Here is a 26,662-nt window from a genome sequence, read left to right on the forward strand (position 1 = left end):
CATGAACATGGGCCCCGCTTCGGCGGGGCCATTTTTTTAAGTCTCGCCTCTTTGCGCACGCAGTCCATCCTGCCTGGATTCCACCTCGTTAAAATTGTTGAGAATTACGGTTGCACTTCGGGGCGATCTTTGACATATTGTCAGGTCGATCACGTGTATAAGTATTTATGCTCACCAGGAGGAATTCATGCCGCGACGCGATGATGTGAAAAAAGTCCTTATCATTGGTTCGGGTCCGATTATCATCGGCCAGGCCTGCGAATTTGACTATTCCGGAACCCAGGCCTGCAAGGCGTTGCGGCAGCTCGGCTACCAGATCGTGCTGGTCAACTCAAATCCCGCCACTATCATGACCGACCCCGGCATGGCCGATGCCACCTATATCGAACCTCTCAATATCGCCAGCCTGACGGAAATCATTAAAAAGGAGCGCCCCGACGCGCTGCTGCCGAATCTCGGCGGGCAGACCGCGCTCAATCTGTCCAGCGAGTTGGCGCGCCTCGGCATTCTCGACCAGTACGGCGTGCGGGTTATCGGCGTTAACCTTGATGCCATCAAGCGCGGTGAAGACCGCGAAACTTTCAAGGAAACCATGGCCCACCTCGGTATTGAGACGCCGCGCAGCGAAATCGCCACCAGTATGGAGCAGGCCCGCGAAATCATCTCGCGCATCGGGCTGCCGGTCGTCATCCGTCCCGCCTATACCATGGGCGGCACCGGCGGCGGCTTCGCCTATAACCTTGAAGAGTTTGAGACCATCGTCAGTCGCGGCCTCGCGGCCAGCCCGGTGAGCCAGGTCCTGATCGAGGAATCGATCCTGGGTTGGGAGGAGTTGGAGCTGGAAGTGGTGCGTGACTCAAAGAATCAGAAGATCACCGTCTGCTTCATCGAGAACGTGGATGCCGTCGGCGTGCATACCGGAGATTCCTTCTGCACAGCCCCGATGCTGACTATCGATGCAGACCTGCAAGCCCGCCTGCAGGATTATGCTTACCGCATCGTCGACGCCATCGAGGTGATCGGCGGCACCAATGTGCAGTTTGCCTACGATCCGTCCAGCGGACGGGTGGTGGTTATCGAAATCAATCCACGCACCTCGCGCTCCTCGGCGCTGGCTTCCAAGGCGACCGGCTTTCCCATTGCACTGGTCTCGGCGCAGCTGGCTGCCGGTGTGACTCTTGACGAGATCCCTTACTGGCGCGACGGCACCCTCGATCGCTACACCCCCTCTGGGGATTACGTGGTGGTCAAGTTCGCCCGCTGGGCGTTTGAGAAATTCAAGGGCGTGCATGACAAGCTCGGCACCCAGATGCGGGCCGTAGGCGAGGTCATGAGCATCGGAAAGAACTACAAGGAGGCCTTCCAGAAAGCGATTCGCTCCCTGGAGATCGGCCGCTACGGACTGGGGTTCGCCCGTGATTTCCACCAGAGATCTCTTGAAGAGTTGCTCGAAAGGTTGGCCGAACCGTCCAGTGAACGCCAGTTTCTGCTGTATGAAGCGCTGCGCAAGGGGGCCGATCTTGATCTCCTCTACCGCAAAACCTATATCAAGCCCTGGTTCCTGCAGCAGATGAAAGAACTGGTCGAACTGGAGGAGAAGGTTCTGCGTTACAAAGGTTCACTCCCCCCCGATGATCTGCTGCTTCAGGCCAAGAAAGATGGTTTCGCCGACCGCTACCTGGCCGAGATCCTGGGGGTGCCGGAAAAAGATGTGCGCGAAAAGCGCATTGCACTCGGTCTCGAGGAAGCCTGGGAGGCGGTTCCCGTCAGCGGGGTGGAAGACGCGGCCTATTATTATTCGTCCTACAACGCCCCCGACTCGGTTTCGGTCTCGGGCCGCAAGAAAATCATGGTGCTCGGCGGCGGTCCCAACCGCATCGGTCAGGGGATCGAGTTCGACTACTGCTGCGTGCACACGGCGCTGGCCCTGCGGGAGGCGGGCTACGAGACCATTATGGTCAACTGCAACCCGGAAACCGTCTCCACCGATTACGATACGTCGGACAAGCTTTATTTCGAGCCGCTGACGGTCGAGGATGTCCTTTCCATCTACAACAAGGAAAAGCCCGAGGGAGTCGTCGTGCAGTTCGGCGGGCAGACTCCCCTGAACATTGCCCGGGAGCTGGAAGAGGCTGGCGTGCCCATCCTCGGCACCAGCCCTGCCACGATCGACAAGGCCGAAGACCGGGATCTTTTCAACCAGATCATGGTCAAGCTCGGCATTCCCCAGCCGGAATCGGGCATGGCCTATACGGAAGACGAAGCCATCGAGATCGCCTCCCGCATCGGCTACCCCCTGATTGTGCGCCCCTCCTATGTTCTGGGCGGGCGCGCCATGGAAATTGTGCATGATGAAGCGATGCTGCGCGAGTATCTGCTCAAGGCGGTCGAGGTTTCTCCCGAGCGGCCGATCCTCATCGACCGTTTCCTGCAGGACGCTATCGAAGCGGAGGCCGATGCCATTGCCGATGGTCGCGACGCCTTTGTCCCTGCAGTTATGGAACATATCGAACTGGCGGGGGTCCACTCGGGGGATTCGGCCTGCGTGATTCCGCCGGTCAGCATCGCCCAGCGCCACATTGATACCATCGAGGAATATACCCGCCGCATTGCAATTGAGATGGGTGTGGTGGGTTTGATGAATATTCAGTACGCCATAGCGGACGACCGGGTTTATATCCTGGAAGCGAACCCCCGCGCCAGCCGGACCGTGCCGCTGGTCTCCAAGGTCTGCGCCCTGGCCATGCCGCGTGTTGCGGTTGCGGCCATGTTGGGAGAAAAGCTTGCCGATATGGGGTTGAAGCGCGGCCGTTTCGCTCACTTTGGCGTGAAAGAGGCTGTTTTCCCATTCGGCATGTTTCCGGAAGTCGACCCGGTTCTCGGTCCGGAGATGCGCTCAACCGGCGAAGTGCTGGGGCTTGCCGGCAACTACGGCCTGGCCTATTTCAAGGCGCAGGAGGGGGCGAATTCTCCTCTGCCTCTGGAGGGCACCGTACTGATCACCGTGGCCGAGCAGGATCGCGACAGCGTTCTGGAGGCAGCCCGCCTGTTTGCCGCGCTCGGTTTTTCGATCCGGGCGACAAAGGGCTCACAGGCGTTTCTGGCCGAGCATGGAATCGAGGCCGAGGTGATTCGCAAAATGCACGAAGGGCGTCCCAATATCGCCGATGCCATCAAAAACGGCGAGATCCACCTGGTGGTCAACACCCCGATCGGGCGGCTCAGCGCGCACGATGATTCCTACATCCGCAAAACGGCGATCCGGTACAAGGTTCCCTACATTACAACGACAGCGGCCGCACTTGCCGCCGCCAAGGGGATTGCAGCGCGCCGCGAAGGGCAGGAGGCGGTGCTCAGCCTGCAGGAGTACCACCAGGGCATCAGCTAAACTTTACGCCATCCCCGGCCGTTTGATTGGCGCCCTCCCTGGCGTCAAACACGCTTGACAGTAGAGATGCGAACCCATGAGGCGAATAGATAATCTGCAATAAAAAAGGCCCGCATTTCAGCGGGCCTTTTTTATTGAACTGTCCATTTGGATCAGGGGATATGCTCTGAGAAAAAATGGTCGTCGGAGATGTCCGCGGAAGAGAAGGCATCCGACCAGGAGAGTCCGATTGGTTTCATGAGGAAGATGGCCATAGCTCCCACCACCAGCAGAGCCGCAGTCCAGTTGAGAAGTTGTGTCAGAAAGGGCCAATCGGCATCAATCGGTTTCGATTTGCGCGTTTTTTCCTCTTCCTGCTCTTCCTCGCTGTCGCGGGCCATCATGCGCGCCGCCCGGCGCATGATGCGCCCGGAGGTCAGAAAGATTGCGGCGGAAACCACGAACTGAGGCATGACATCGATGGAAAGTTTTCCCGATGCGAGCATTGCGCCATAAAAGGCCATGGCACATATTCCGAGCAACGTCATGTGCTGACCGATTTTGGCATTCATGCGCGTTCTCCTCTTGCCGGATGGGATGTCGTTTATTGTTTGTGGTAAAAAATAAACGATCGGTTTGCAAGTTGCTGATTCGTCAAACAAAAATGGTAAAAAACTGTTCTAAATCTACTTCGGTTTGAACGAATTGTCAACCACTACTGCAGAGGAGTCAGGGCAAAATTACAGCATCGGGGAACGCCGCCGGGCGTGCATCAGGTCAACGCGCGGCCTGGTAATGTTGAGCCGACTTCTCCCGCGCGTACTTCCGAATCAAAGCCAGGCCGCGGAACACGCTCAAGGCACCGCAGGCCAGGCCGGCTGCGCAGGTCAGCTGCGACAGTTGCGGGTGCGGCCAGGCCAGGTTGGCTGCGGTCAAAACTATCAGCAGAGAGGTCGCCATGAAAATAATGCCGGTAAGTTTGTGGCTGGAGAAGCTGCCGTAGCCGAGGATCAGGCAGAACATGCCCCACATGAGGAGATAGGGGGCCGATGCGCTGATTTCCGGAACTTTTCCGAGGCCGGCCTGAGGAAGGATGAGAACCGGAAGAAGAGACAGCCACATCAGGCCGCAGGAAGTTAGAGAAACCGCCCCGAAGGCATTGCCGCGCCGCCATTCATTGAGGCCTGTCAGGGCCTGGCAGCTGCCGCCGTAAAGGAATACGGCTGAAACAAGATACGGAAAATCCATCCATCCGGCCTGTTGAAGGCCGAGCAGAACGGCGCACATGCCCAGAGTCAGAAAACCTGAGGGGCTTTGAGGTACAGTCAGGCGATCCAGTCCGGAAATATGAGTTTTTTGCGTTTGTGTTTGAGTCATCATGCTGAACACTCCTCGGACGGATGGGGCACGCTGGTGAGAGGCCGGACGTCCCTCAACGTCCGACGCCTCTCACCCCGTACCTTCAGAGAAAAAGTAACGCTGTTCTGTGATTAAGCAAGACGTGTACCAGAGTTGATTTTATTTTTTCAAAACGATAAAGGTGCGAAGTTTCAGTGGGTTGTAAATGGGGGGGAGGCGTTTTGAGATTGCCGGTTGATAGGATGGCCTTTCGCAGCGTTGCGAAACACAGAGACCTGGAGACCTGACTGAGAACAGCAATCCCCTTAAAATAGTCGATTTGCAGCCTTTTTTGCCGATTTGCAAAAAGATTGAGGAGCCGTTTTGCATTTTTGCGACAGGCAAGGCGGAGAAAAAATAGCGGTCCTGCGGAGATTTATCAGAAGCGCGCCCATGCCAGTCATCGTCGTTTGGACAGACCGGCGGCTTCACCGATACTGAAGGTTCGCCGGTAGTGGTGTATTTCAAGGATGGCGATTTTAAGAATACTTGCCACGGGGACACCGATAATCATGCCGAGCACGCCGTAGAGCTTGCCCCCCATGATGATGGCCAGAATCACCACCAGCGGGTGCAGGTTGGAAACGCGCGAGATGAGAATGGGGATCAGGATGAAATTGTCGACGATGACCTGCGAGATGAGGATATAAACGATAACGATCCACCAGAACTGGCCGCCGAAGCCGAGGTCGACCATGGCGATCAGGATGCCGGGAATCATGCCGACGACAGGGCCGATGTAGGGCACCAGGTTGGAGACACCGGCAAAAATTCCGAGCAGCGGTGCATAGCGGATGTCGGTGAACGAAAGGCCGACCATAACGACGACGCCGATGATAACGGCCTCCAGAATGCGGCCGCGAATAAAGTGTGCCATCTGCCGGCTGATGTAATAGTAGAGGTCGAGGGCCATCTCGAAGTGGCGATTGGGCGCCAGCGAAATAAAAGAGCGCATCAGGCGGTTGCCGTCTTTGAGAAAAAAGAATGAAAACAGCGGCACCAGGACCATGAGGCTGCCGATGCGCAGGGCCGATTTGGGGGTGCCCGCCAGGATGGTGGCGAGAATGGCCTCTCCCCAGAGGCGGGTTTTGGTGGAAAGGTCGAAGGTCTCCACCACGGGAAAATGACTTTGCAGGTTATCCTGCCAGTCGCGGATTAAGCCGACCGCGCGGGTGATGTAGCGCGGCAGGTCCGCGCGCAGCGCCAGCCACATGGTCTCCCAGTGCGGGGCGATCCAGGCCACGAAAAGGAAAAGCAGCATGGCGACCAGCACATAAACCACGAAAATGGCAAAGGTGCGGCTGATCTCCTCACGCTCGATAAACTGCACCACCGGTTCCAGCAGAAAGGTCAGGATCAGTGATAGCAGGATAGGGAGGAAGAGACCGCTCGAGGCCCGCTGCAAAAGGCTGATCAGGTTGCTGGCGGAAGAAAAGAGAGCCAGGCCGGTGGCGATGGCAGCGGTAAAAACCAGGTAGATCAGGAGAACCTGGGCGCGGGTCAGACCGGGGCGGTTTTCCATGTAGCTATTCCTTGATCTGGGATGCAGAAGGAGGAGGCGCCTCGGAGCCCTGAACCCCTTTGAGCCGATAGATTTCCAGGGCGGCGGTTTGCAGACGCTCGCTCAGAATCCGGGTCAGCCCGAGGAGGATTTTGGAGGCGATCATCGGATGCTTCTGCACGGTTTCCATCAGATCAGCGCGAAAAAGGCCGACCAGTTCGCAATTGTCGATGGCAACCGCGGAAGCGGAACGACTGCTCGGTGAGGTGAGGGTAGACTCTCCGAAAAAATCACCCGCCTCCAGCAGGGCGAGTTCTTCTTCTCCCCCGTCGGGCAGATGACGGTGGATACGCACCCGACCTGCACGAATGGCATACATGCCCGACCCCACGTCGCCTTCGGCAAAAACAAGTTCACCCGCTGCGTAGTGGCGGACATGCACCATCGTTTCCAGGTATCTGAGATCACGCCCTTTAAGTTCACTGAAGGCGGGAATAGTGCCGAGAAAGTAGGCGACCGAATCTTTTTCCGGTTTTTGGCGAAAGATATTGCTCCAGATCGGATTCATCCCGTGCAAGATTCCTTTTTGCGAAGATTTGCTCAGCGTCGGCACTGCGGGCGAAAACCCGTGTCGACGCTGAAAATTCATGGCGCATTATATCAGGGTCTTGATTGAAGTCCAAAGAATTTGCGGACTTCGGGCCCCGCGTTTGTTTTGCGGCGGGATTGTTGTGATAGGATGAGCTGTGTATTGCCTCCAAGGAGTGGTTTGATGGCGGAAATCGAGATTGACCTCAAGCGGTTCCCGACGGCCAGCGGCGTATATCTGATGCGCGGCGAAGACGAGACCGTGCTTTATGTGGGAAAGGCCAAAAACCTGCGGGCGCGTTTGCGCAGCTACTTCAATGCTGCAGGCGATGGTCGCGGGCAGATCCCCTTTCTTATGAATCGCGTGCATCGCATCGATACGATGGTGACCGATACGGAAAAAGAAGCACTGATTCTGGAAAACACCCTGATCAAGAAATACCGTCCCCGCTACAATATCAACCTGCGTGACGACAAGACTTACCTTTCCATCCGTCTCGATCCGCGTGAGGATTTCCCCGCCCTGCAGACCGTGCGCCGAGTGCGCCGGGACGGGGCGCTTTATTTCGGCCCCTACGCCTCCGGGTCTGCCGTGCGTGAAACGCTCAAGGAAATTTACCGGATTTTTCCTCTTCGGCACTATCCCATGGCCACCTGCCGTCGAAGGGGGCGCCCTTGCCTCTTTCATCAGATCGGCCAGTGCAGCGCGCCCTGCCATGGCAGAATCAGCCGTGAGGAGTACCGTCACCTGGTCGATGGCGTTGTTGCTCTGCTTTCAGGGCGTGAAAGTGAAGTTGTCGGCATTCTAACGGAGCGCATGCGGCAGGCCAGTGAGCAGATGCGCTTTGAGGAGGCCGCCCGCCTGCGCGACCAGATCCAGGCCATCAGCGCGACCGTTGAGAAGCAGAAAGTGGTCGAGGCCGGAGGCGGAGATCAGGATGTGGTCGGTCTGCACCGTGAAGGGGGCGAGGTGGAAATCGTCCTGATGTTTATCCGCGAGGGGAAATTGATCGGACGCAGAAGCTTTCCCCTTGAATGGCGTCTTGACGAGGATGAACTCCTGGCTGCGTTTTTAAAGCAGTACTACAGCAGGGATGTCGTCATTCCCGATCAGATTCTGGTCCCTTTCGCGCCTGACGATACCGACTCGCTGGCGGTGTGGCTCTCAGAAAAACGCGGCAGAAAAGTCCATATCCTGGCTCCACAGCGGGGTGACAAGGTCAGGCTTGTGGAACTGGCGGCGCGCAATGCCGAACAGTCGTTTCGTGAGCGCGGCAGCCGACGGGAGGCGCGGCGGGAAGTGCTTGAGGAAATCAGGCAGCGTCTGAATCTGTCCCGCATCCCCCGGCGCATGGAATGCTTTGATATCTCCCATGTTCAGGGCAGCCAGACGGTCGGCAGCATGGTCGTTCTCATCGACGGGGAGCCTGCATCGTCTGAATACCGCCGGTTCAAAATTGCAACGGTCGACGGCAACGATGATTTCGCCTCGATGCGCGAGGTGCTTGGCAGGCGCTTGCGACGCGGGCTCAGGGAGGAAGATCTTCCTGATTTCATTTTGATTGACGGCGGTAAGGGGCAGCTGGCAGTGGTGACTGCGGTTCTCGATGAATTGGACCTGCTGGGCAGAGTCGATGTTGCGGGGATGGCCAAAAGCCGGGTGATTTCCAATATGAAAGGGCGGGTGGTCGAGCGCAGCGAGGAGAGGTTTTTTCTGCCGGGGCGCAAAAATCCTGTGGTGCTGCGGCAGGGCAGCGCGGCTCTTTTCATGCTTGAACGCTTGCGTGACGAAGCGCACCGTTTCGCCATTTCCTATCATCGTAACCTGCGGGGGAAAAATGCCTTGAGTTCAGCCCTGGAAGCGATACCCGGAGTCGGTGCGGCGCGGCGTAAGCTGCTCCTGAAATATTTCGGCAGCGTTAAGAATATCCGCGCCGCAACCCGTGACGAGTTGGCTGCCGTTGAGGGTTTGCCGGCCAGGACAGCTGATGCCGTCTATCGGTATTTTCACGAAGACGGGCATTCCTGAGTCGACCCACTTTGGAGCGCGCACGAAAAAGCCCCCGGCAGTTTGTGCTGCCGGGGGCTTGAGAAGAACAATAACCGTTCGGGGGGCTTATTCCACCACAACCTCGGCGTCTTCAACGATAATCTCATATACCGTGCCGTGTGCAATGTCCTTGTCGGTTTCGAGTTTGCCCGAAATTAACACGGTGTCGCCCACTTCAGCGCTTGCTGTAGTGGTGACGGTCAGGTCGGCATTACCTTCTTCGTCGCCGGTCCCGTCCTGCAGGTGAATCCAGTTCTTACCCATGATCTGGGGGCTGAAACGTACGACCTTGCCGCGCACCTGGATTTCTTCGCCGGCCAGTTCATCTTTGCGGGTATAGATCTCGGCCACGGTTACGCCGCCTTCTGCTTTGGTCAGGCCGCTGAAGTCTACCTCGACGCTTTTTTCTGCGTTGATGTCGGGGTGCCCCTGCGGCATCTGTCCGGCACTCATGCCGTTAGCGTCGGCGGCGGCACTTTCTCCGCCAACCATGATCCCGTTGACGAAAAGAATCATGTCGAAGGTGCGGTCCAGCGAATCGCTGCGGAAATTGTGCATTTGCTGTCCGGGAGCGAGGGCGACGCTGTCGCCGACGGCGACCTTGGTTTCAGGACCGGCAGCCCAGATCTGCTCTTCCCCGGTGTCGACCAGGACATAGGTGTAGCCGGCGGTATTCATGGTTTCAACGACGATGCCGCTGATTCCGGTGGCTTCAGCCGGCTTAGCGTTCATCCCGGAAGAAGAGGCGGGCGGATGTCCTTCAGGTTTTTGTGCGGGTTTGGGCGCCTCTTCCTTGCAGGCGGACAGCAGCAGGGCGGTCGTCAGGGCGGCAGTCAGGAGTAGAAGTGCTCTTTTCACGTATGGATCCTCCATGGTTCTAAAGATGGATGTGCTCAAGTTGTCTTGCGATCAAGCCGGAAGCGTAGCACAGGCCGCTTGAGAAACTCAAGAGCCTGAAGCATCATTTTCCGTAAAACGACCGTAGAGCATGGTCATTTCCTTGAGTGTCTCCGTCCGGGATTGAGTCAGCTGATCCCGGCTGAAGCGCCAGTCCCAGTTGCCGCTGCCCTGTCCCGGGCGGTTCATGCGCCCGTCGTTGTCGAGTTCGAGAATGTCCTGCATGGGAATGATGCACAGGTTGGCGACGCTGCTCATGGCCGTGCGGATCAGATCCCAGGGCATGTGGTGCAGCCCGTGTCCGAGGTAGGTGCGAACTGCGTCTTTTTCTTTCTTGTTGCGGGAATTCCACCAGCCCAGAGTGGTGTCGTTATCATGGGTTCCGGTGTAGGCAACGCTGTTGCGTTCGATGTTGTGCGGCAGGTAGGGATTATTCGGACCTCCGTCAAAAGCGAAATGCAGAACCTTCATGCCGGGGAAGGCGAACCGGTCGCGCAGCTGTTCCACTTCCGGCGTAATCAGCCCGAGATCTTCCGCAACGATGGGGACTTCGCCGAGTGTGGCCGCAAGCGCTTCGAACAGGCCGCCGCCGGGGCCTTTCATCCATTCTCCGTTGACGGCGGTTTTCTCGTCGGCCGGGATGGCCCAACAGGCCTCGAATCCGCGAAAATGATCGATGCGCACAATGTCTGCTTGCGCCAGGTTCCAGCGAAACCGTGCAATCCACCAGGAATAGCCCTGCGCGGCCATGCGGTCCCAGTGGTAGAGGGGGTTGCCCCAGCGCTGACCATCCTCGCTGAAGTAGTCGGGAGGAACGCCTGCCACCAGTGTCGACTCGCCCTCCTCGTCGAGGTGGAACAACTTCTGGTTGGCCCAGACATCCACCGAATCGTAAGCGACAAAAATGGGGAGGTCGCCAAAGATTCGAATCCCCTTGTTGTTGGCGTACTCCTTCAGGGCGAACCATTGGCTGAAGAAAATGTGCTGCGCGTAGAGTCTCCAGAAGATTTCATCGGCCAACTGCTCATCCCACCGGGCCAGCGCCTGGGGGTCGCGGTGGCGCAGTTCGGAGGGCCATCGGTTCCAGCTGGTCCCGCCGAAATGATCACGCAGGGCACGAAATCGGGCGTAATCCCAGAGCCAGTACCCCTGGTGTTCGCGAAAATTTTCAAACTCCTGCCGTCGTTGCGCCGTGGCATTGGCTTTGAAATTGGCCGCCGCTTTGCGCAGAAGATTTTCCTTATGGTGAGTTGCCCATCCGTAATCGGCCCGGTGCGGATCTGCCGGCTCCATCAATGCGATATCGCACTGATCCAGGTCGCCCCGGCCGACCAACTCATGCAGATCTATCAGCAGTGGGTTGCCGGCAAAGGCCGAAAAGGCGTTGTAGGGGGAATCGCCGTAGCCGGTGGGATTAAGCGGCAGAATCTGCCAGACGCTCTGGCCGGTTTCGGTCAGAAAATCCACGAATCGATAGGCTTCTTCCCCAAGGGATCCGATCCCGTGTGGGCCGGGCAGGCTGGTGGGGTGTAGCAGAATGCCGTTGCAGCGGGTGATCTTCATAAATTTTCTCCTGAAAACGACCATTTCCCCCCTGCAGAGATCAGCAGTGGCCACAGAATGGAGCGGGGACGTGGTCCGGATGTATGAAAAACAAAGATTTCCTGCACATTATGCCAGAGACACAGGCAATTTAAAGGAGATTCAGGTCTTGGGGCTGTAATGGCGTTTGAGCCAGTGAGATAATCCGTCGAGGCCGGGAAACAGAACGCGTTCGGTGATGTTGGCCTGATCCAGCTTGTCGCGGATTTCCCATTTGAGTTCAGCGGGAATGATGATGCGACGCCACAGATCAGGATGCTCGCTGAGCCAATGGTGCAGGATGGAGGTCGGTTTCGACATCACCGAGAAAAACGCGAACTGGTTGATGATGCGATCATCGATGGATGGCGGCTCGAAGAAGATGACGAATTCGCGATGCGAGAGTTCGTTCAGCTCTTCCAGGCTGCGTACCGCTTCAGAGAGCATCTCCACCGTAAAGACATTCGCACCCTCTTCGCTCAGTTTCAGGCGCAGCCTCTCCGGCAGCAGGCGGTGCACTTTGAGGTAGTTAACCGCCCAGATGACTCCGTCCGTGTCATAACGTTCAAAATTGGCGGTGGCAAAATGCAGGGCGATGAAGGGAGAGTAGGTCCAGTCCAGCAGGCGGGTAGGCAACCCATAATGCTGGGCCACACTGAGCCAGTGCCAGAGAGAATCGCGTTCAACGACGGTGCGGTGCGCATATTTCTTGAAATTGCGCAGCAGATGGCGTTCCAGGGTGTCGAAAGGACCGCCCAGGCGCATGAGGGTGGTTTCGAGGCCGTAGCTCGCATCGGACAGCCCTCGAAAAGCATACCTTGAACGGAAGCGCCCGATGTCGGCGCTCCAGGAGTCCTCGAAGAGTTGATCCTGCAGCTCGTTCCAGCTCTCGATGCGTATCTCGTTCACGGGAGCATCAGATTTTGCTGGCGAGGAGATAGGAGAACCAGGCCGAACCGATGCCGGTGAACAGGGCCAGCATTCCCAGCAGGCCGAATACCAGGGCATGCGCCTGATATTGGCTGCGTACGCACAGAACGCCGATGGTCAGAAAAAGGATTCCCAGCGGAATGGAGAGGATGATAACCACGATGCTCCTCCCGAAAGAGCGGATGGTTGAAAAACAGCGTTGTGAAACACTTCAGAAAAGCTGCATTATTCTAACAAATCCAAGGGGGGGTGTCCATGCCGCAAGTTGTTCAATTTGGCGTTGCATTTGAAGGGCCTTCTGCGTTTGGTAGAATTCAGCAGGCGTGAGTCGTGTTAATGCTGATATTTTACAATGAGTTAAGCGTGGGCCGCAGGGCGTGACGGCATCTTCTCCGGTGATGAGCGCACCTGCGCTCAAACCGTCACCTCGTAATGCGGCCTGGGCAAGCAAATCTAGTGAGTCGTTACTTTTTTGACCTGCGGTGCGCATTCCGGTTGACAATCCCTTTTTCAACATGTATTCCCTTGCGGTTTCAAAGGTTTTCACCTTTGATACAGGCTGCTTTTTTCAACGGAGGTTCTGTTCATGGGTAGAAGAGATTGGAGCTATTCAGTCTGTTGGAATCTGTTCCTGGTGATTTCCGGATCCATTCTGCAGGCTTTTGCATTCAAGGGGCTGGCGACCGCGCACGGTTTCGTGCCCAGCGGCATGTTCGGCCTCGCGGCCCTGCTGCAGTATGTGACCGGTTTTTCCAATGCGGGCATCATTTACCTGATTCTGAATATTCCCATGTTCATTTTCGGGTATCTGATGATCAGCAAGCGCTTTCTGGGGTACAGTTTTGTCTCCATGATTGTGACCACCCTGGCATTCATGGTCGTCAACGTGGACTTCGGCATCGAAAATCAGCTCTATGCCGCCGTCTGCTTTGGTGTCATGGTCGGTGCCGGGGCGGGGATCGTGCTGCGCTCCCTCGGTTCCAACGGCGGACTCGACGTGATCGCGGTCTACCTGACCCAGCGCTACAATATCGGCGTCGGCAAAACCTATTTTGCCTTCAACTTCGTCCTGTTCTCATTCAGTTTCGCAAGTCTGGACAACGATCTGGTTATCGCTTCGCTGATTGCCGCCTTTGTCTGCTCGGTGACCATCGAGTACTGCCTTTCCATGTTCAACCAGCGCAAAGTGTGCTTTATCATCTCGGACAGGAACCAGGAGATCGCCGACAAGGTGATGGATCATCTCAAGATCGGCGCGACATTCCTGCAGGGTTCCGGTGCCTACAAGAAGTCGGAAAAGCGTATGCTGATGGTTGTTATCAACAATATTCAGCTCAAGCGCCTGGAAGAGCTGGTTTTCACCACGGATGACTACGCCCTGTTCATTGTCGAGAATACCTTTGCGGTCATCGGTTCCACCTTCTCGCGGCGCAAGATTTATTGATAAAATTCGGGTGTACGCTTGACCAGGCCGGCCCCGGCACAGTAGAATCCCACAGCTTGCGGGCCGGTTTTTCCGGCCCGTTGCTTTTGCGACGCCATCAACTTTATATCTGGATTCATACTGACAGGACGTTGAACGTGAAGAAACACAATCAGAAAGAAATCGATCGCCGCCGCACTTTCGGCATCATCAGCCACCCCGATGCCGGTAAGACCACCCTGACCGAGAAGCTGCTGCTGTTCGGCGGCGCCATCCAGATGGCCGGCGCCGTCAAGGCACGCAAGGCCTCGCGCCACGCCACCAGCGACTGGATGTCGGTGGAGCAGGAGCGCGGCATTTCGGTGACCAGCTCGGTGATGAAATTCAATTACCGCGACTTCGACATCAATCTGCTCGACACCCCCGGTCACCAGGATTTCTCCGAGGATACCTACCGGGTGCTGACAGCGGTAGACAGCGCCGTTATGGTGATCGACAACGCAAAAGGCGTCGAGACCCAGACCCGCAAGCTGATGGAAGTCTGCCGCATGCGCAATACGCCCATTCTGACCTTCATCAACAAGCTCGACCGCGAAGGTCTTGACCCGCTGGACATCCTGGCTGACATTGAGGAGACGCTGCAGATCGAATGTGCACCTCTCTCCTGGCCCATCGGCATGGGCAAGCGCTTCAAGGGAACCTACAACCTCTATCGCAAGGAACTCAACCTGTTTGCTGCCGGCGCTGACCGTGTGCAGGATGAAGGGGTGACCATCCGCGATCTCTCCGACCCGCGCCTCGATGAACTGCTGGGAATTCAGGCCGATGACCTGCGCGCCGATGTCGAGTTGCTCGAAGGGGCGGCCAATCCCTTTGACCTTGAGGAATACCTCAAGGGAAACCAGACGCCGGTCTTTTTCGGCAGCGCGGTCAATAATTTCGGCGTGCGCGAGATGCTTGACGCCTTTGTCGAAGTAGCGCCCGCTCCCGCCCCGCGTGCCACGGAAACGCGCGAAGTTTCCCCTTACGAAGATGCTTTCAGCGGCTTTGTCTTTAAAATCCAGGCCAACATGGACCCGGCCCACCGTGACCGGATCGCCTTTCTACGCATCTGCTCGGGGAAGTTCACCCGCGGCATGAAGGTGCGCCATCACCGCATCGGCAAGGATATCTCGCTGGCCAACGCCACCATATTCATGGCGCAGGACCGCGCCAATGTGGAGGAAGCCTACCCGGGCGATATCATCGGCCTGCACAATCACGGCACCATCAAGGTGGGCGATACCTTTACCGAGAAAGAGCCTCTTAAATTCACCGGCATCCCCAGCTTCGCCCCCGACCATTTCCGCCGCGTGCGGTTGAAGAATCCCCTTAAAGCCAAGCAGCTGCAGAAAGGGCTGGTACAGCTTTCGGAGGAGGGCGCGGTCCAGGTGTTTCGGCCCCTGTTCGGCAGTGATTACATCCTTGGGGCGGTCGGTGTGCTGCAGTTTGATGTGACGATGGCGCGACTCAAGGATGAATACGGTGTAGATGCCACCTATGAGGGGATCGATTATGCCACCGCCCGCTGGGTGGAGTGCGACGATCGCGCCAAGCTGGAGGAGTTCGAGAAGAGGAACCAGGGCAACTTGGCGCTCGATGCCGAAGAGAACCTGACCTACCTGGCCTCAAGCGAGTGGCGTCTCAACCATGTCGCCGAGCAGTGGCCCGATATCCGCTTCCTCAAGGCCCGTGAACATGCATGATTTCAGAACCGACACGATTGGGTCGGCTCTGAATCGACCTGTTTGCCCGCGGCGATCGGCAGACTGAAATAAAAGGTGCTGCCGACGCCGACTTCACTCTCCAGCCACACCCTCCCCCCGTGAGCCAGGACCACCTCGCGCACCAGGGCCAAGCCCAGACCGATCCCGCCGGGAATGCGTCTTTCGCTGTCATCGATGCGGTAGAACTGCTCGAAGATCCGTTCCCGTTCCGCCAGTGCGATTCCCATCCCCTGGTCACGCACCGAAATCAGCAGCATCTCCCCTTCATGACGTGCAGCGCAGACGATCTCCCCTCCTCCCGGAGAATATTTGACGGCATTGGACACCAGATTTTTGATGACCTGCATAATGCGCCGTGGGTCGGCTTCTGCAAGGGGGAGTTCCTCTGGGCACTCTATCCGCAGAGTGTGCTTTTGAGAGGTCATTCGGAACTGGCTGACGGCCTGCTCCAAGAGGGGGCAGATCTCAACCGTGGCAAACTGGTATTGACCGATTTCGGCCTGCAGGCGCTGCAGATCGAGAAAATTGCTGATCAGTTCGTTGAGGCGTTCGGTCTCCTGCAGGACAGTTCGCAGAAAATCAACCTGCTGTTCCCGGTCAACCTCATTTTCGAGCATGAATTCCACAAAACCAAGAATTGCCGTCAAGGGAGTGCGCATTTCATGGCTGACAGCCGAGATCATCTCATCCTTGGCTCGCTCCATTTTTTTACGTTCGGTGATTTCATGGGTGACATAGACTCCACCCCAGATCTCATTGGCGTGATCGATGAGCGGATATAGGGAAATATGGAAAAAACGCTTATTTGACGGGGTGGTGCGCTCACAGCAGCGGGGTTCCTTCTCACGCAGGAGTTGCTCCAGGGAGCAGTCATCCCGGAAGTGGCGGGAATCGAAGAGCAGATCATGACCGTCGTGGCCGGGATAGGCGCTGCCCAGTTCACGCACGAGAGAGGATGCGGCACGGTTCATCTTGAGGATCTGCCCTCTGCTGTCCACAATGGCCACTGCATCGGTAATGGCGTCAAAGGTCTGCTCCCACTGGTTTTCGCTGCGTCGTAGATTGTTCTCAGCGGTTTGTCGTTCTCTGATCTCCTGCTTCAGTTCCTGGTTGAGGTTGTCGAGTTCGCGCGTGTAAACCAGAACACGGCCGGTCATCGGCCGCAGAATGGCGCCCATGCCGAAGGCTCCCAGTGCGGTGAGCAAGAGCACGGAAACGGCCAGGGAGGCAAACTGGTTGCGCAATGGCGCCATGAATTCGCGGTCGTCCATGTTCAGAACCAACCCCCAGGCGGTTCCGGCGATAGGGGCATGAGCAATGACTACTCCTTTACCTTTTTGAGCGGGATCTATACGATTGACCCCGGTTTTCCCGGAGGCAGACAATGCAAATGCCGTTGTCAGCACAGGACTCTGGACATCTTGATTATACGTTTCTTCTTCGCCTTTTCTGCCTGGGAAAAAAACAACGGCCTGATTTTTTATGGCTTTTCCAAGAAAGCTTTCGCCGGTCTCTCCCATTCCGGATTTGTCCCACAGGATCCGCTGCAGCTTGGCCGTAGAAAAAAAGACGATATCCTGGCCGATCGGAGTGTCCTCAAATGAAAAGATGGGATTGACGACGGCCAGAACCAGCTCCCCCCGCAGAACAAATGGATCCACCAGGTACGTTTCAGAGGTTGGCCTGGTGAGGCGAGAAAAAATTTCAGGATTGCGTTCGATTGTGGGGTAAAGACCGTTCTGCGCCACAGTTTGTCCATCGGCACTCAGACGGATGAGGCCCCGTACGGTGCTGGAGGCCTGCCGTGCCTCATCCATCCGAAGGTCACTGAACTCCCGCAGTTGATCCAGGCTCCAGCGCCCCTGTGCATAATGTTCGAGAGCCCGCCGCAGTTGGGAGCGACTGCCGATCTGAAGGGTGATTTCCTGAATGCTGTTGAGGTATTCTTCTACGGCCAGGGTGCGGATCTGAACGGCATGCAGCAGATTGCTTTCTTCGAATTGCCGCATACTGCGCAGTAGCGGCCAGGTACTTACCGCCGCCACGATAAGAAGTGCGGCGAGCGTGTAAACGACCGAGCAGAAGAGGATTTTTTTTCTTAATCCCTGAATGGCAAAGCGAGGAAAAGCCGGCATGAGTCTGGTCTCGGTTGATGAGTCGTGAAAATACGACATGATTATGTTTAAATGTAGCAGACTTGCTTCGTGGGGCAATTGCGGCGGCGGTCTTTTTTTCTGATGCGAATTTTGTCGATTTAAGCGAGGAGGCCTATGGATTTCGATGAATCTTCACTGCCGCGCACCCGGGTGCGCGATGCTTTGTCAAGCCATGCACGGCCGGGAGCATGCCTGGTGAAGGGCTGGGTCAGGACGGTGCGTGCAGGCAAAAATGTAGCATTTCTTGCGGTTAATGATGGAAGCTGCCTGGACAGTCTGCAGGCTGTCGTGGATTCTTCACTACAGAATTATCCGGAGATCCGCAAAATCGGGACCGGTGCGTGCATCGCGGTTCGTGGCGAACTTGTGCCGTCGCCGGCGCAAGGGCAGGCCATGGAACTTCAGGTGCAGCAACTTGAAATTCTGGGGGAGGCGGATCCGCAATATCCATTGCAGAAAAAACGTCATAGCTTTGAATATCTGCGTTCCATTGCACACCTGCGTGTGCGCTCCAACACCTTCGGCGCCGTGTTCCGCATGCGCTCAGCTCTTTCCTTTGCCGTCCACCAGTTTTTTCGCGAGCGGGGATTTCTTTATGTCCACACCCCCATTATTACCGCCAATGATTGCGAGGGTGCGGGCGAGATGTTTCGGGTCACCACCCTGGACCCCCAGGCCCCCCCTTTGAATAACGGCCGGATCGACTGGTCGCAGGATTTTTTTGGCGAACGCACAGGTTTGACGGTCAGTGGACAACTGCAGGGTGAGTCCTTCGCCACGGCCTTTTCAGACATCTACACCTTCGGGCCGACTTTCCGCGCTGAAAACTCCAACACCAGCCGCCATGCGGCTGAATTCTGGATGATCGAGCCGGAAATGGCCTTTGCCGACCTGACCGAAAACTGCCGTGTGGCGGCGGATTTTCTGCGTTACCTGTGTCAGTTTTCCCTGGAAGAGTGTGCCGATGATCTGAAGTTCTTCGATGCCCGCATAGAAAAGGGGCTGATTGATAAACTTGAAAATCTGGCTGATGCGGAGTTTGCAACCCTGTCCTACACAGATGCGGTCAAGGAGCTGCAGGCCTGCGGAGAGCAGTTCGAGTTTCCGGTGGAATGGGGCTGTGACCTGCAGTCGGAACACGAACGGTTTTTAACGGAAAAGATAGTGGATGGACCCCTGTTTGTAACCGACTACCCCCGGCAGATCAAGGCTTTTTACATGCGCTCAAACGATGACGGGAAAACGGTTGCTGCCATGGACTGCCTGGTGCCTCGCGTCGGGGAGATTATCGGCGGCAGTCAGCGCGAGGAGCGTCACGATGTGCTTGTACAACGAATGATCGAAGCGGGTATTGCTCCGGAGAGTCTCGGCTGGTTTCTCGATCTGCGCCGCTGGGGCAGCTGTCCTCATGCCGGGTTCGGTTTGGGTTTCGAGCGCTTCCTGATGTATGTCACCGGCATGAGCAACATTCGCGATGTGATCCCCTTTCCGCGCACGACCGGTAATGCGGCGTTCTGACCTGGGGACTTATGGCCGGCAAGCAAAAAGGGACGGCATCACAATGCCGTCCCTTTTTGCATCAAAATTGCTTGATTTAAAAGCGGTCTGATCGAATCAGTGCTCGTTGATATAGTTGCGGTATTTGATGACTCGCAGCCGGTCGATAACCTCGGCGACATCGGGGCAGGCTGCTGCAACGCGTAGCATCTCCTGCCGTTCGTCTTCACTGTGAGCGGTGCCGGTCAGAGTCGCTTTGCCGTTTTTGACAAAAACTTCGACGTTCAGTTCTTCCACGACCTCTGAACTCAACAGCCCGATTTCAATGCGCTTGCGCATGATAAGATCTTTGAGGATCTTTTTGTTGGCGGCCTTGTTCTCCTGCAAATCGGTATCCGCCACACCGTCACAGATGAGCTGGACGGCCGTTTCCTCGGTAATCCGCTCAGTGTTGATGATCAGGTCATAACCCAAGGGGTCTTTCCAGTCACGATCGAAATAATACTTGATGAAACCGGCGCGCTGCTGATCGCTGCGGCGCACAAGTTTGCGGGCCAGATCAGGATCAAGCCACTCGCGCTCAGCCCAGCGCTCTACCCGCAGATCGAAGGGTGCAATCACCCTGACCCGGAAGACGCTGTCGATCTCCTGCAGAAGATCCTGACCGCCGCGTCCATAGATGATGACGTTGCCTTTGAGGGCGTATTCGAGAATGATCAGCTCGATCTGGTGCAGGTCGACTTCGACCTGGGAGTCCTGTTTCTCTACGAATGCCGGCGGTTTTTCGTCGGCCTTTTCCAGCGCTTCGGCGGACAGGCCGTATTTTTCCGCCACCTTCATCAGCATCTCCCCGTCTACCAGGGTGTAGCCGAGTTTTTCGGCGGCCTTGTGAGCGATGGGGATGCCGCCGCTGCCCATTTCTCGAGATATGGTGATGATCGCCATGGAATCTCTCTCAATCTGCAATTATTGACATTAGGAAAACAAAAAAACAGTGTTAATTTAAGAAATTCGACATCATATTGCAAGTTTTAAATTTCTGCATGCCTGTTGATCAGTCCAGGCCCGGCTTATAGTCGAGATGATGACGTGCCTCGATAAACCGTACCGTTCGGCTGGCTGAGCGCATGACGATAGAATGCGTGGTTGCGCCGCCGGAGAAATAACGCACGCCGTTGAGCAGGTCGCCGTTGGTGACTCCGGTCGCTGCAAAAACCACTTCCCCTTGGCGCAGATGGTAGTGCCTTCCAGCGGATCGACAGCGATATCCGCATCATGGCCTCCCTGTCCAACCTTTTCGCCGATATAGAGCATCGGCGCCTCGTCCATTTCGCCTTCCCCGATGACCACTGTGCCGCTGATGCCGACCGAATCGAGCATTTTGCGCATGGCATCGGCGGCCGCCTCGTCGGCTGCCATCTTGTTTCCTTTTCCGACCCAGCGTCCGCAGGCCAGCGCGGCTGCTTCGGTGACACGGACCAGTTCCAGAACCAGGTTGCGATTCATAAGTACCTCTTTGAGAAAGGATTGTATTTGTAGAGATTTGCCGTTGACCATCCCGCGTGAGTGCAAGGGCTCAAGCCGCTTGTCTCTGCTGCAGGGGAGGCATCATGGCATGTTTTTGGGCATAAACTCAATATTTGCCATGGCATGTTGTGTTTTATCGCCCTATAATTGGGCTGTTTTTCTCTGCGTGCACAACTGCGGAGAGAGTGTTTCCGGGCGCATCCGGAATACTGCCGTAGCCGTGACGGCTTTTCTCCCCGCCGAAAATCAGCGTCAGGACCATGCCGAGCAACAGCAGCACAAGTAGGATGAAAAGAAATATGGTATCGCGGGAAAACTTCACACAATCCTCCTGCATGCCGGATCTTGGAGGTTTTTGACCCTATGCTGACCGATCTGAGTGAGACCCGGTCCATCGTATTCGATCTTGACGGTACCCTGTATGTCTGCCCGCAGTTGGGCAAACAGATTGAGGAAGCTGCTGTCGAGCTTGTCGCGGAGTCACGCGGGGTGTCGAGGGAGAGGGGGCGTGAAATTCTGGCGCGTGCACGCTCGCGGTTGACGGAAATCTTTGAAGAACAGCCGACGTTGACCCGCACCTGCATCGAGTTGGGAATTGAAATCCGGGAATTTCACCAGATGCTGCAGTACAGGGTGCGTCCTGAGCAGTATCTTGATCATGATCCGGTCCTGGTGGCGCTGCTCGATTCTCTGCGTGAGCAGTGCGATCTTTATATTTATACCAACAACAGCCTGCCTTTGAGCCATAAAATACTCTCTCTGCTCGGTGTCGAGGAGATGTTTGCCCGGCTTTACACCATCGAGTTCGCCCAGGCTCCGAAGCCCGATCCGGAAGCTTTCAGGCGCGTGCTGGAGGATATCGGGGGGCCGCCGGAAAGTTTCCTTTTTGTCGGAGACCGGGCCGCTATTGACCTCAAATTGCCGGCCCATCTGGGGATTCCTACCCTGCTGGTCGGAGAAACCGCAGATCTGCTTCAGATCCACAAGTTGCTGGGAATCATTCCCTGAATCCGGTTTGGGCTGCAATGGATGCTTGTCTGAGCTTTGGGATATGGGTTAGAATCGCCTCTTTTCAATAATTGTCACTGTCCGGCGTGGGATCCCATCTCCCATGACAAGGGGCACTTTTCGCCATCCCTGGCCGTTTGATTGTCGCCATCCCTGGCGCCAAACACCCTTGTCATGGGAGATGGGATCCCACGTAGTGACTCGATACCAATGTTCAACATAAGTTTTCAGGTTGGATCCTCATGACGGAGAATAACGAAAATAACATCGAACTTGAAGTCTTTCTGCGGGAGCGGATTGCCGAGAGCGGCCCCATTCCTTTTGTCGATTTCATGGAGCAGTGTCTCTACCACCCGCGCTGGGGGTATTATGCGGCTCCCCGGCAGCGCATCGGCAAGGAAGGCGATTTCTTTACCTCCAGCAGTGTCCACTCGCTGTTCGGTCGGCTTGTTTTCCGACAGCTTCGCCAGATGGCCGAAATTCTTGAGGAGGAAACATTTACGGTGGTTGAGCAGGGTGCGGGAGAAGGGCACCTGTGCCTGGACATTCTCAACGCCGCGCGCAATGAGGATCCCGATTTTTATGATCGCCTGGAATATGTTCTGGTCGAGATCGGTGAAGACGGGCGCCGCCGCCAAAAGGAGCTTCTGGCTGAACATGCTTCAAGGGTGAAATGGGCCGATTTTGACCAGCTGGAGCCGGTTGTCGGTTGTTTTTTGTCCAACGAGCTGGTCGATGCCTTCCCGGTGCATCTGGTTGAGCAGACACCGGAAGGGCTGCGTGAAATTTATGTCGATTGGCAGGACGGTGCATTTAATGAAAAAATGGGAGCCCTGTCGACATCGCGTATCGAAGAATATTTTTCGCGTCTTGGAATCACCCTGCGCGAAGGCAATCGTGCGGAAGTCAATCTGGCTGCAGAGGATTGGATGACCGAAGTTGCGCAAAAGCTGAAGCGCGGTTTTGTCATTACGATCGATTATGGATACCAGGCGCAGGAGTTGTTTTCTCCGCTGCGCCGCACTGGAACCCTGCTCTGCTATCAGCATCATCAGACCAACGAAAATCCTCTCGAAAATGTCGGGCGGCAGGACATTACCTCCCATGTGGATTTTACCACCCTCCCTCTTGTCGGAGAGGAGTTCGGCTTAAAACCGCTTTATTTCGGGCCGCAGTACCGTTTTCTGATGGGGCTTGGGTTTGTCGAAGAACTGATGAGGCTGCAGGCTGATTTGAAAGACCCCAAGGAAGAGCGCGCTCTTCGCATGACGTTGAAAAATCTGATAATGCCTGACCAGGGAATGGGAGAGACCTTTAAAGTCCTGGTGCAGGGTAAACAGGTCGGTACCCCGAAGCTTCTTTGTCAACGGGCCATCGGCGACATCCCGGTGCCGCTGTAAACCCGGCCGGGCCGGGTCGGTTGCGCAGGGCGAGCGTTGTGCCTATAATTAAAACACAACATCACAGGAGGTTACACCAGATGAAAGAACAGGTTCAAAAGGTACTTGATGAGGTTCGTCCCGCATTGCAGGCCGATGGCGGCGATGTCGAGCTGGTTGAAGTCGGCGATGACGGCATTGTGAAAGTGCGTCTGACAGGTGCGTGCGGGTCCTGCCCCATGTCTACCATGACCCTTAAAATGGGGATCGAGAAAACACTCAAAGAGAAAATTCCTGGCGTCAAAGAGGTGGTCCAGGTCTGATTCTCATCTCAACCAGAAAGGGAGGCGAGGATGATTAAAGTCAAGACATTCGGAGAACCGTTGCAGCCATTTAAGACACACAAGGAGCTTGACGAACTGGATGAGCGGGTCAATGCCTTCATCCGGGAGAACAAGATCGAGAAAGTGCTCAGCGTCAGCGACACGGCCACCACTGAAAGTGGCTCGTCCATCGGTTTGGTCAGGGTTCTGGTCTACGAAGACTGATCCTCGTCGACTTATTCCTTAACGTAAAAAAGGCTCCTCAAAGGAGCTTTTTTTACGTTGTGCGGCATCTCTCAGGTTCGGCCATGGATAAAGTCGGCCAGGCGCAGCAGGAATCCCTGTTGAGTTTCGATTGCACCCTCCGGACAGAGTTCCTGGCAGCAGAAACAGGAAATGCAGTTATTCAAATCGATGCGCACCCGCTTTGAATCAAGGGTCATGGCCTGCGGTGGACAATGTTTGACGCACAGGCCGCAACTGCAGCACAAGCGTGGATCGACTTTGGGGAGGTTGATAATGCTATCCGCCGCTATCACCTCCCGGGCCACTTCCAGCCGGTGTCCGCTCTCGCCCGAACCGCCGATGGGGACAGATTCGGTGAACGTCGCAAGCTTCGCCCCCGTTTCCTCGATCACCTGAAGAATTCCGCATTTCTGCGCCACCTGACGGCAGCTGCCGATCCCCGGGGAATCCCCGACAACGGCGACGGCCCCGGCTGACTGCACTCTCAGAATCACTTCTCGGACAATTGAAGGGTGGGTGGTCACCGCTTTCTCCGGCGCTTTGCCGGCCAGCATGTTGGGCTTGATCAGAACCTTCTGTCCTGGACGGATAAAGGCTTTGATGCCCCCTAGAGGCGAGAGGAGTGTATCCAGGGCGGCGGCAACTGTCGCGGGGTCATAGTCGGGCAGTGCCTGCAGGGAAACCGTTTTCATGCAGAGATTGTCTTGAACAGCACCTGGCGCGGGCGCGGTCCGTCGAACTCGCAGAAATAAATACCCTGCCAGCGCCCCAGAACGACTCGCCCTTCTTCGATCATCAGCATTTCGCTGTTTCCCACCAGCGTCGTTTTGACGTGTGCCGCGCTGTTTCCTTCGGCGTGGCGGTACCCTCCCTGCAGGGGAACTATTTTGTCCAACGCCTTAAGCATGTCGGTGATCACATCCGGGTCTGCGTTTTCGTTGATCGTGACAGCCGCAGTCGTGTGGGGAACGAACAACATCCCGCAGCCGTTTTTAATGCCGGCCTCGCGGATTGCTTCCTGTACCTCGGTTGTGATGTCGATCAGTTCAACCTGACTTTTGCTCTGGATGTCGATCCGGATCATTTTCGTCTTCTTCCTGAAGCCGTTTGATTGCAGCTTCAAACGCGTCCCGGTGATAGAGCAGGGTGCTGTGTCCGAGACCTGAAAGTTCCATGTTGTGGGCGCCCTCCATGCGGCCTGAGTCAAAAGGCAGGACCAGGTTGTCGTTTCGGCTGAAAATCGAGGTAAATTGGACATTGCCCGGAATGGGAGCCGCTGCAAGCCGTTTGAGAAAATCCGAGTTGGGGATGAGGTCCTGCCCTACGGGGGTGACCGCCAGGGGGGCCAGCCGCGAGCCGCCATGAGGGGATCCGAGGCAGACACAGTGTCGAACCTTGTCGCTGCCCTCTCGAAGTTGAATGAGGTTGCGCGCGATCAGGCCTCCCATTGAGTGTCCGATGAGATCGACGCGCTCTACGCCGTGACGAAAGCGGATCAGGTCGATTTTTTTAGCCACCGCTTCGGTGAGTGGTTCGATATCCTTCCGATAATAATTCAGAGTCATGGAATAGACTGGATTGGATCGTGACTGGCGCAGACGATGCTTGAAAAGCCACCAGCATGAGCGATTATGAAACAGCCCGTGCAGCAGCAGAACGGGGGTGCCCTGGCCGCGTGTCTTTTGGGGGACAGGAATCCATCCCAGAGGGTGGGCCAGCACAGTGGCCAGCAGGTAACAGAATTCCATGGCCATCAGGCGTATGGCAAAGATGAGAACCGCGGGTTTGAAACGTTGTTTCATGAGTTGCGGTTCGCGGTTGGCAGCTTCACACCAGGCTATGGTATAACTGAACAGAACGACAACCCCGACCGCGAGAGCAAGAATGGTCAAGGCGATAAGAATCAGATTCATCGCAGGTTCTCCAACGGTTTCGAATTGAGGCGTGTTTTTCAAGATGCCTTTCGCGAATGGTGGTTAATCGCCCCCTTTGCGGGGTGGAGCAACCTTCATCATTATGGCAGGTCAGCTATAAAGGGTCAATCAGCGCTCTTGATGGCTTTTTGACGAAAATGGCCGATTGCCGCGGGAAGAGAAGACTATGCTCGATTGTCTGAACCGATTCAAACGTCACCTTCACTATGAACGTGGACTGTCTGAGCACACCATCAAGGCCTATTGCCGCGATATCGAAGGTTTTCGCAGATTTCTTGCTGGTCGGCTCACGAGGGGAAATCCCTCTGTTGAAGATCTGCGTAAAGTAGACCTGAGAACCCTGCGGGCATTTCTCGCGGGACTTGGAAAGGTCAATGGCCGTACAACCATCGGACGCAAAATTGCCGCCTTGCGGTGTTTCTTTCGTTACCTCGTTCGAGAAGGGCTGTTGGAAGCGGATCCCACCGAGCTGCTGAGCACGCCGAAAAAAGAGCGCACGCTGCCGCATTCTCTCAGTGTCGATCAGGCGTGCGGGTTGATGGAAAAGACTGGAGGCAATGACCTGCTGGAGCTGCGTGATCGAGCCATTCTCGAGACTCTTTACTCTTGCGGCCTCAGGATCAGCGAGCTGACCGGGCTTGATGTGGGCCGCGTTGATCTCGATCAGCGCCTGGTGCGGGTTATGGGAAAGGGGCGCAAGGAGAGGATTGTTCCCCTGGGACGAAAGGCTCTGGCCGCACTGGAGGCCTATCTGCAGGAGCGCGGAAATCCGCCGCCCGATGCGCCCCTGTTTCTTAACTATCGAGGCGAGCGTCTGACGCCGCGCAGCATTCAGAGGCACATGAAGAAACACCTGATTCAAGCCGGGATTTTTTCACCGGCCACTCCCCATACGCTGCGCCACTCCTTTGCCACGCATCTGCTGGTTGAGGGGGGCGCGGATCTGCGCGCGATCCAGGAACTTCTCGGTCACGCTTCCCTGTCCACCACCCAGAAATATACCCAGGTCGGAATCGACCATCTCATGGCGGTCTATGATAAGGCCCATCCCCGCGGGCGCAAGAAAAAATAAAAAACCCCCTCCGAATCTC

25 protein-coding genes and 1 pseudogene are annotated in these 26,662 nt (G+C 56.2%); 10 read left to right on the forward strand and 16 right to left on the reverse strand.

The genetic code is table 11. The annotated features are described in order from the left end of the window. Window positions 1-187: 187 nt before the first annotated feature. On the forward strand, window positions 188-3,388 hold the full coding sequence (gene carB / locus GSUB_RS03880) for a carbamoyl-phosphate synthase large subunit (RefSeq protein WP_040199275.1): 3,201 nt from the start codon (window positions 188-190) through the stop codon (window positions 3,386-3,388). Between the two features lie 152 nt (window positions 3,389-3,540). On the opposite strand, the gene GSUB_RS03885 is transcribed toward carB, so the two are convergent. The 4 genes from GSUB_RS03885 to GSUB_RS03900 all read right to left on the reverse strand — a co-directional run bounded on the left by GSUB_RS03885 (window position 3,541) and on the right by GSUB_RS03900 (window position 6,834). Beyond that, a complete protein-coding gene (locus tag GSUB_RS03885; protein ID WP_040199276.1) occupies window positions 3,541-3,939 on the reverse strand; it encodes a hypothetical protein in 399 nt (132 codons plus the stop codon). A gap of 205 nt (window positions 3,940-4,144) precedes the next feature. After that, a complete protein-coding gene (locus tag GSUB_RS03890; RefSeq protein ID WP_040199277.1) occupies window positions 4,145-4,747 on the reverse strand; it encodes an acetate uptake transporter in 603 nt (200 codons plus the stop codon). A gap of 418 nt (window positions 4,748-5,165) precedes the next feature. Then, window positions 5,166-6,287, reverse strand: coding sequence for an AI-2E family transporter (locus GSUB_RS03895; protein WP_040199278.1), 1,122 nt, complete (start codon window positions 6,285-6,287; stop codon window positions 5,166-5,168). 4 nt (window positions 6,288-6,291) lie between these two features. After that, a complete protein-coding gene (locus GSUB_RS03900; protein WP_052464507.1) occupies window positions 6,292-6,834 on the reverse strand; it encodes a cyclic nucleotide-binding domain-containing protein in 543 nt (180 codons plus the stop codon). Between the two features lie 204 nt (window positions 6,835-7,038). Here GSUB_RS03900 and uvrC point away from each other — a divergent pair, with 204 nt between their 5' ends. Continuing rightward, window positions 7,039-8,883: an excinuclease ABC subunit UvrC gene (uvrC, locus tag GSUB_RS03905; protein WP_040199279.1), complete on the forward strand. Its 1,845-nt coding sequence runs from the start codon at window positions 7,039-7,041 to the stop codon at window positions 8,881-8,883. An 87-nt stretch (window positions 8,884-8,970) separates the two neighbouring features. Here the strand turns inward: uvrC and GSUB_RS03910 are convergent, their stop codons facing one another. The 5 genes from GSUB_RS03910 to GSUB_RS18965 form a co-directional block, all read right to left on the reverse strand. Continuing rightward, window positions 8,971-9,762: an OB-fold nucleic acid binding domain-containing protein gene (locus GSUB_RS03910; protein WP_040199280.1), complete on the reverse strand. Its 792-nt coding sequence runs from the start codon at window positions 9,760-9,762 to the stop codon at window positions 8,971-8,973. Between the two features lie 87 nt (window positions 9,763-9,849). Beyond that, on the reverse strand, window positions 9,850-11,364 hold the full coding sequence (malQ, locus tag GSUB_RS03915) for a 4-alpha-glucanotransferase (RefSeq protein ID WP_040199281.1): 1,515 nt from the start codon (window positions 11,362-11,364) through the stop codon (window positions 9,850-9,852). 141 nt (window positions 11,365-11,505) lie between these two features. Then, a complete protein-coding gene (locus tag GSUB_RS03920; RefSeq protein WP_040199282.1) occupies window positions 11,506-12,291 on the reverse strand; it encodes an FRG domain-containing protein in 786 nt (261 codons plus the stop codon). Between the two features lie 7 nt (window positions 12,292-12,298). Then, a complete protein-coding gene (locus GSUB_RS19595) occupies window positions 12,299-12,472 on the reverse strand; it encodes a hypothetical protein (RefSeq protein WP_200890166.1) in 174 nt (57 codons plus the stop codon). A gap of 51 nt (window positions 12,473-12,523) precedes the next feature. Further along, on the reverse strand, window positions 12,524-12,859 hold the full coding sequence (locus GSUB_RS18965) for a hypothetical protein (RefSeq protein ID WP_144401941.1): 336 nt from the start codon (window positions 12,857-12,859) through the stop codon (window positions 12,524-12,526). 39 nt (window positions 12,860-12,898) lie between these two features. Between GSUB_RS18965 and GSUB_RS03925 the strand changes: the two genes are divergently transcribed. Further along, a complete protein-coding gene (locus GSUB_RS03925; RefSeq protein WP_040199283.1) occupies window positions 12,899-13,756 on the forward strand; it encodes a YitT family protein in 858 nt (285 codons plus the stop codon). A 137-nt stretch (window positions 13,757-13,893) separates the two neighbouring features. Next, window positions 13,894-15,480 (forward strand): peptide chain release factor 3, encoded by a 1,587-nt coding sequence (locus GSUB_RS03930; protein WP_040199284.1) that lies wholly within the window; start codon window positions 13,894-13,896, stop codon window positions 15,478-15,480. 2 nt (window positions 15,481-15,482) lie between these two features. On the opposite strand, the gene GSUB_RS17880 is transcribed toward GSUB_RS03930, so the two are convergent. Continuing rightward, on the reverse strand, window positions 15,483-17,636 hold the full coding sequence (locus GSUB_RS17880) for an ATP-binding protein (protein WP_052464509.1): 2,154 nt from the start codon (window positions 17,634-17,636) through the stop codon (window positions 15,483-15,485). Window positions 17,637-17,771: 135 nt separating this feature from the next. Here GSUB_RS17880 and asnS point away from each other — a divergent pair, with 135 nt between their 5' ends. After that, on the forward strand, window positions 17,772-19,175 hold the full coding sequence (gene asnS / locus GSUB_RS03940) for an asparagine--tRNA ligase (protein ID WP_040199285.1): 1,404 nt from the start codon (window positions 17,772-17,774) through the stop codon (window positions 19,173-19,175). Window positions 19,176-19,271: 96 nt separating this feature from the next. Here the strand turns inward: asnS and GSUB_RS03945 are convergent, their stop codons facing one another. The 3 genes and pseudogenes from GSUB_RS03945 to GSUB_RS03955 form a co-directional block, all read right to left on the reverse strand. Then, window positions 19,272-20,099: a cytidylate kinase family protein gene (locus GSUB_RS03945; protein WP_040199287.1), complete on the reverse strand. Its 828-nt coding sequence runs from the start codon at window positions 20,097-20,099 to the stop codon at window positions 19,272-19,274. A 276-nt stretch (window positions 20,100-20,375) separates the two neighbouring features. After that, window positions 20,376-20,660, reverse strand: a pseudogene (locus GSUB_RS20150) (fructose-bisphosphatase class II); the annotation flags it as partial. A 154-nt stretch (window positions 20,661-20,814) separates the two neighbouring features. Continuing rightward, window positions 20,815-21,003, reverse strand: coding sequence for a hypothetical protein (locus GSUB_RS03955; RefSeq protein ID WP_040199288.1), 189 nt, complete (start codon window positions 21,001-21,003; stop codon window positions 20,815-20,817). 41 nt (window positions 21,004-21,044) lie between these two features. On the opposite strand from GSUB_RS03955, the gene GSUB_RS03960 reads away from it, so the two are divergent. The 4 genes from GSUB_RS03960 (at window position 21,045) to GSUB_RS03975 (ending at window position 23,616) form a co-directional block, all read left to right on the forward strand. Continuing rightward, entirely contained in the window at window positions 21,045-21,689 is a 645-nt protein-coding gene (locus GSUB_RS03960) for an HAD family hydrolase (RefSeq protein ID WP_040199289.1), read from the forward strand. Between the two features lie 242 nt (window positions 21,690-21,931). Beyond that, complete coding sequence (locus GSUB_RS03965; RefSeq protein WP_040199290.1) at window positions 21,932-23,089, forward strand: class I SAM-dependent methyltransferase; 1,158 nt, start codon at window positions 21,932-21,934, stop codon at window positions 23,087-23,089. An 80-nt stretch (window positions 23,090-23,169) separates the two neighbouring features. Continuing rightward, window positions 23,170-23,391, forward strand: coding sequence for a NifU family protein (locus GSUB_RS03970; protein WP_040199291.1), 222 nt, complete (start codon window positions 23,170-23,172; stop codon window positions 23,389-23,391). Between the two features lie 30 nt (window positions 23,392-23,421). Beyond that, complete coding sequence (locus GSUB_RS03975) at window positions 23,422-23,616, forward strand: hypothetical protein (RefSeq protein WP_040199293.1); 195 nt, start codon at window positions 23,422-23,424, stop codon at window positions 23,614-23,616. Window positions 23,617-23,687: 71 nt separating this feature from the next. Here GSUB_RS03975 and GSUB_RS03980 read toward each other — a convergent pair whose 3' ends face one another. From GSUB_RS03980 to GSUB_RS03990, 3 genes are read right to left on the reverse strand one after another with little or no spacing between them, the layout of a single operon-like run. Further along, entirely contained in the window at window positions 23,688-24,329 is a 642-nt protein-coding gene (locus tag GSUB_RS03980) for a DUF362 domain-containing protein (protein WP_040199294.1), read from the reverse strand. Next, the gene (locus GSUB_RS03985; protein WP_040199295.1) at window positions 24,326-24,721 is read right to left on the reverse strand and encodes a secondary thiamine-phosphate synthase enzyme YjbQ; all 396 of its coding nucleotides are present in this window, start codon (window positions 24,719-24,721) and stop codon (window positions 24,326-24,328) included. The genes GSUB_RS03980 and GSUB_RS03985 overlap by 4 nt, the downstream gene beginning before the upstream one ends. After that, on the reverse strand, window positions 24,684-25,550 hold the full coding sequence (locus GSUB_RS03990) for an alpha/beta fold hydrolase (RefSeq protein WP_040199297.1): 867 nt from the start codon (window positions 25,548-25,550) through the stop codon (window positions 24,684-24,686). The genes GSUB_RS03985 and GSUB_RS03990 overlap by 38 nt, the downstream gene beginning before the upstream one ends. A gap of 187 nt (window positions 25,551-25,737) precedes the next feature. Here GSUB_RS03990 and GSUB_RS03995 point away from each other — a divergent pair, with 187 nt between their 5' ends. Continuing rightward, window positions 25,738-26,643, forward strand: a complete 906-nt coding sequence (locus tag GSUB_RS03995) for a tyrosine recombinase XerC (protein ID WP_040199298.1) — start codon at window positions 25,738-25,740, stop codon at window positions 26,641-26,643. Window positions 26,644-26,662 lie beyond the last annotated feature (19 nt).

The sequence above is a fragment of the Geoalkalibacter subterraneus genome (assembly GCF_000827125.1).
Lineage (GTDB): Bacteria > Desulfobacterota > Desulfuromonadia > Desulfuromonadales > Geoalkalibacteraceae > Geoalkalibacter_A > Geoalkalibacter_A subterraneus.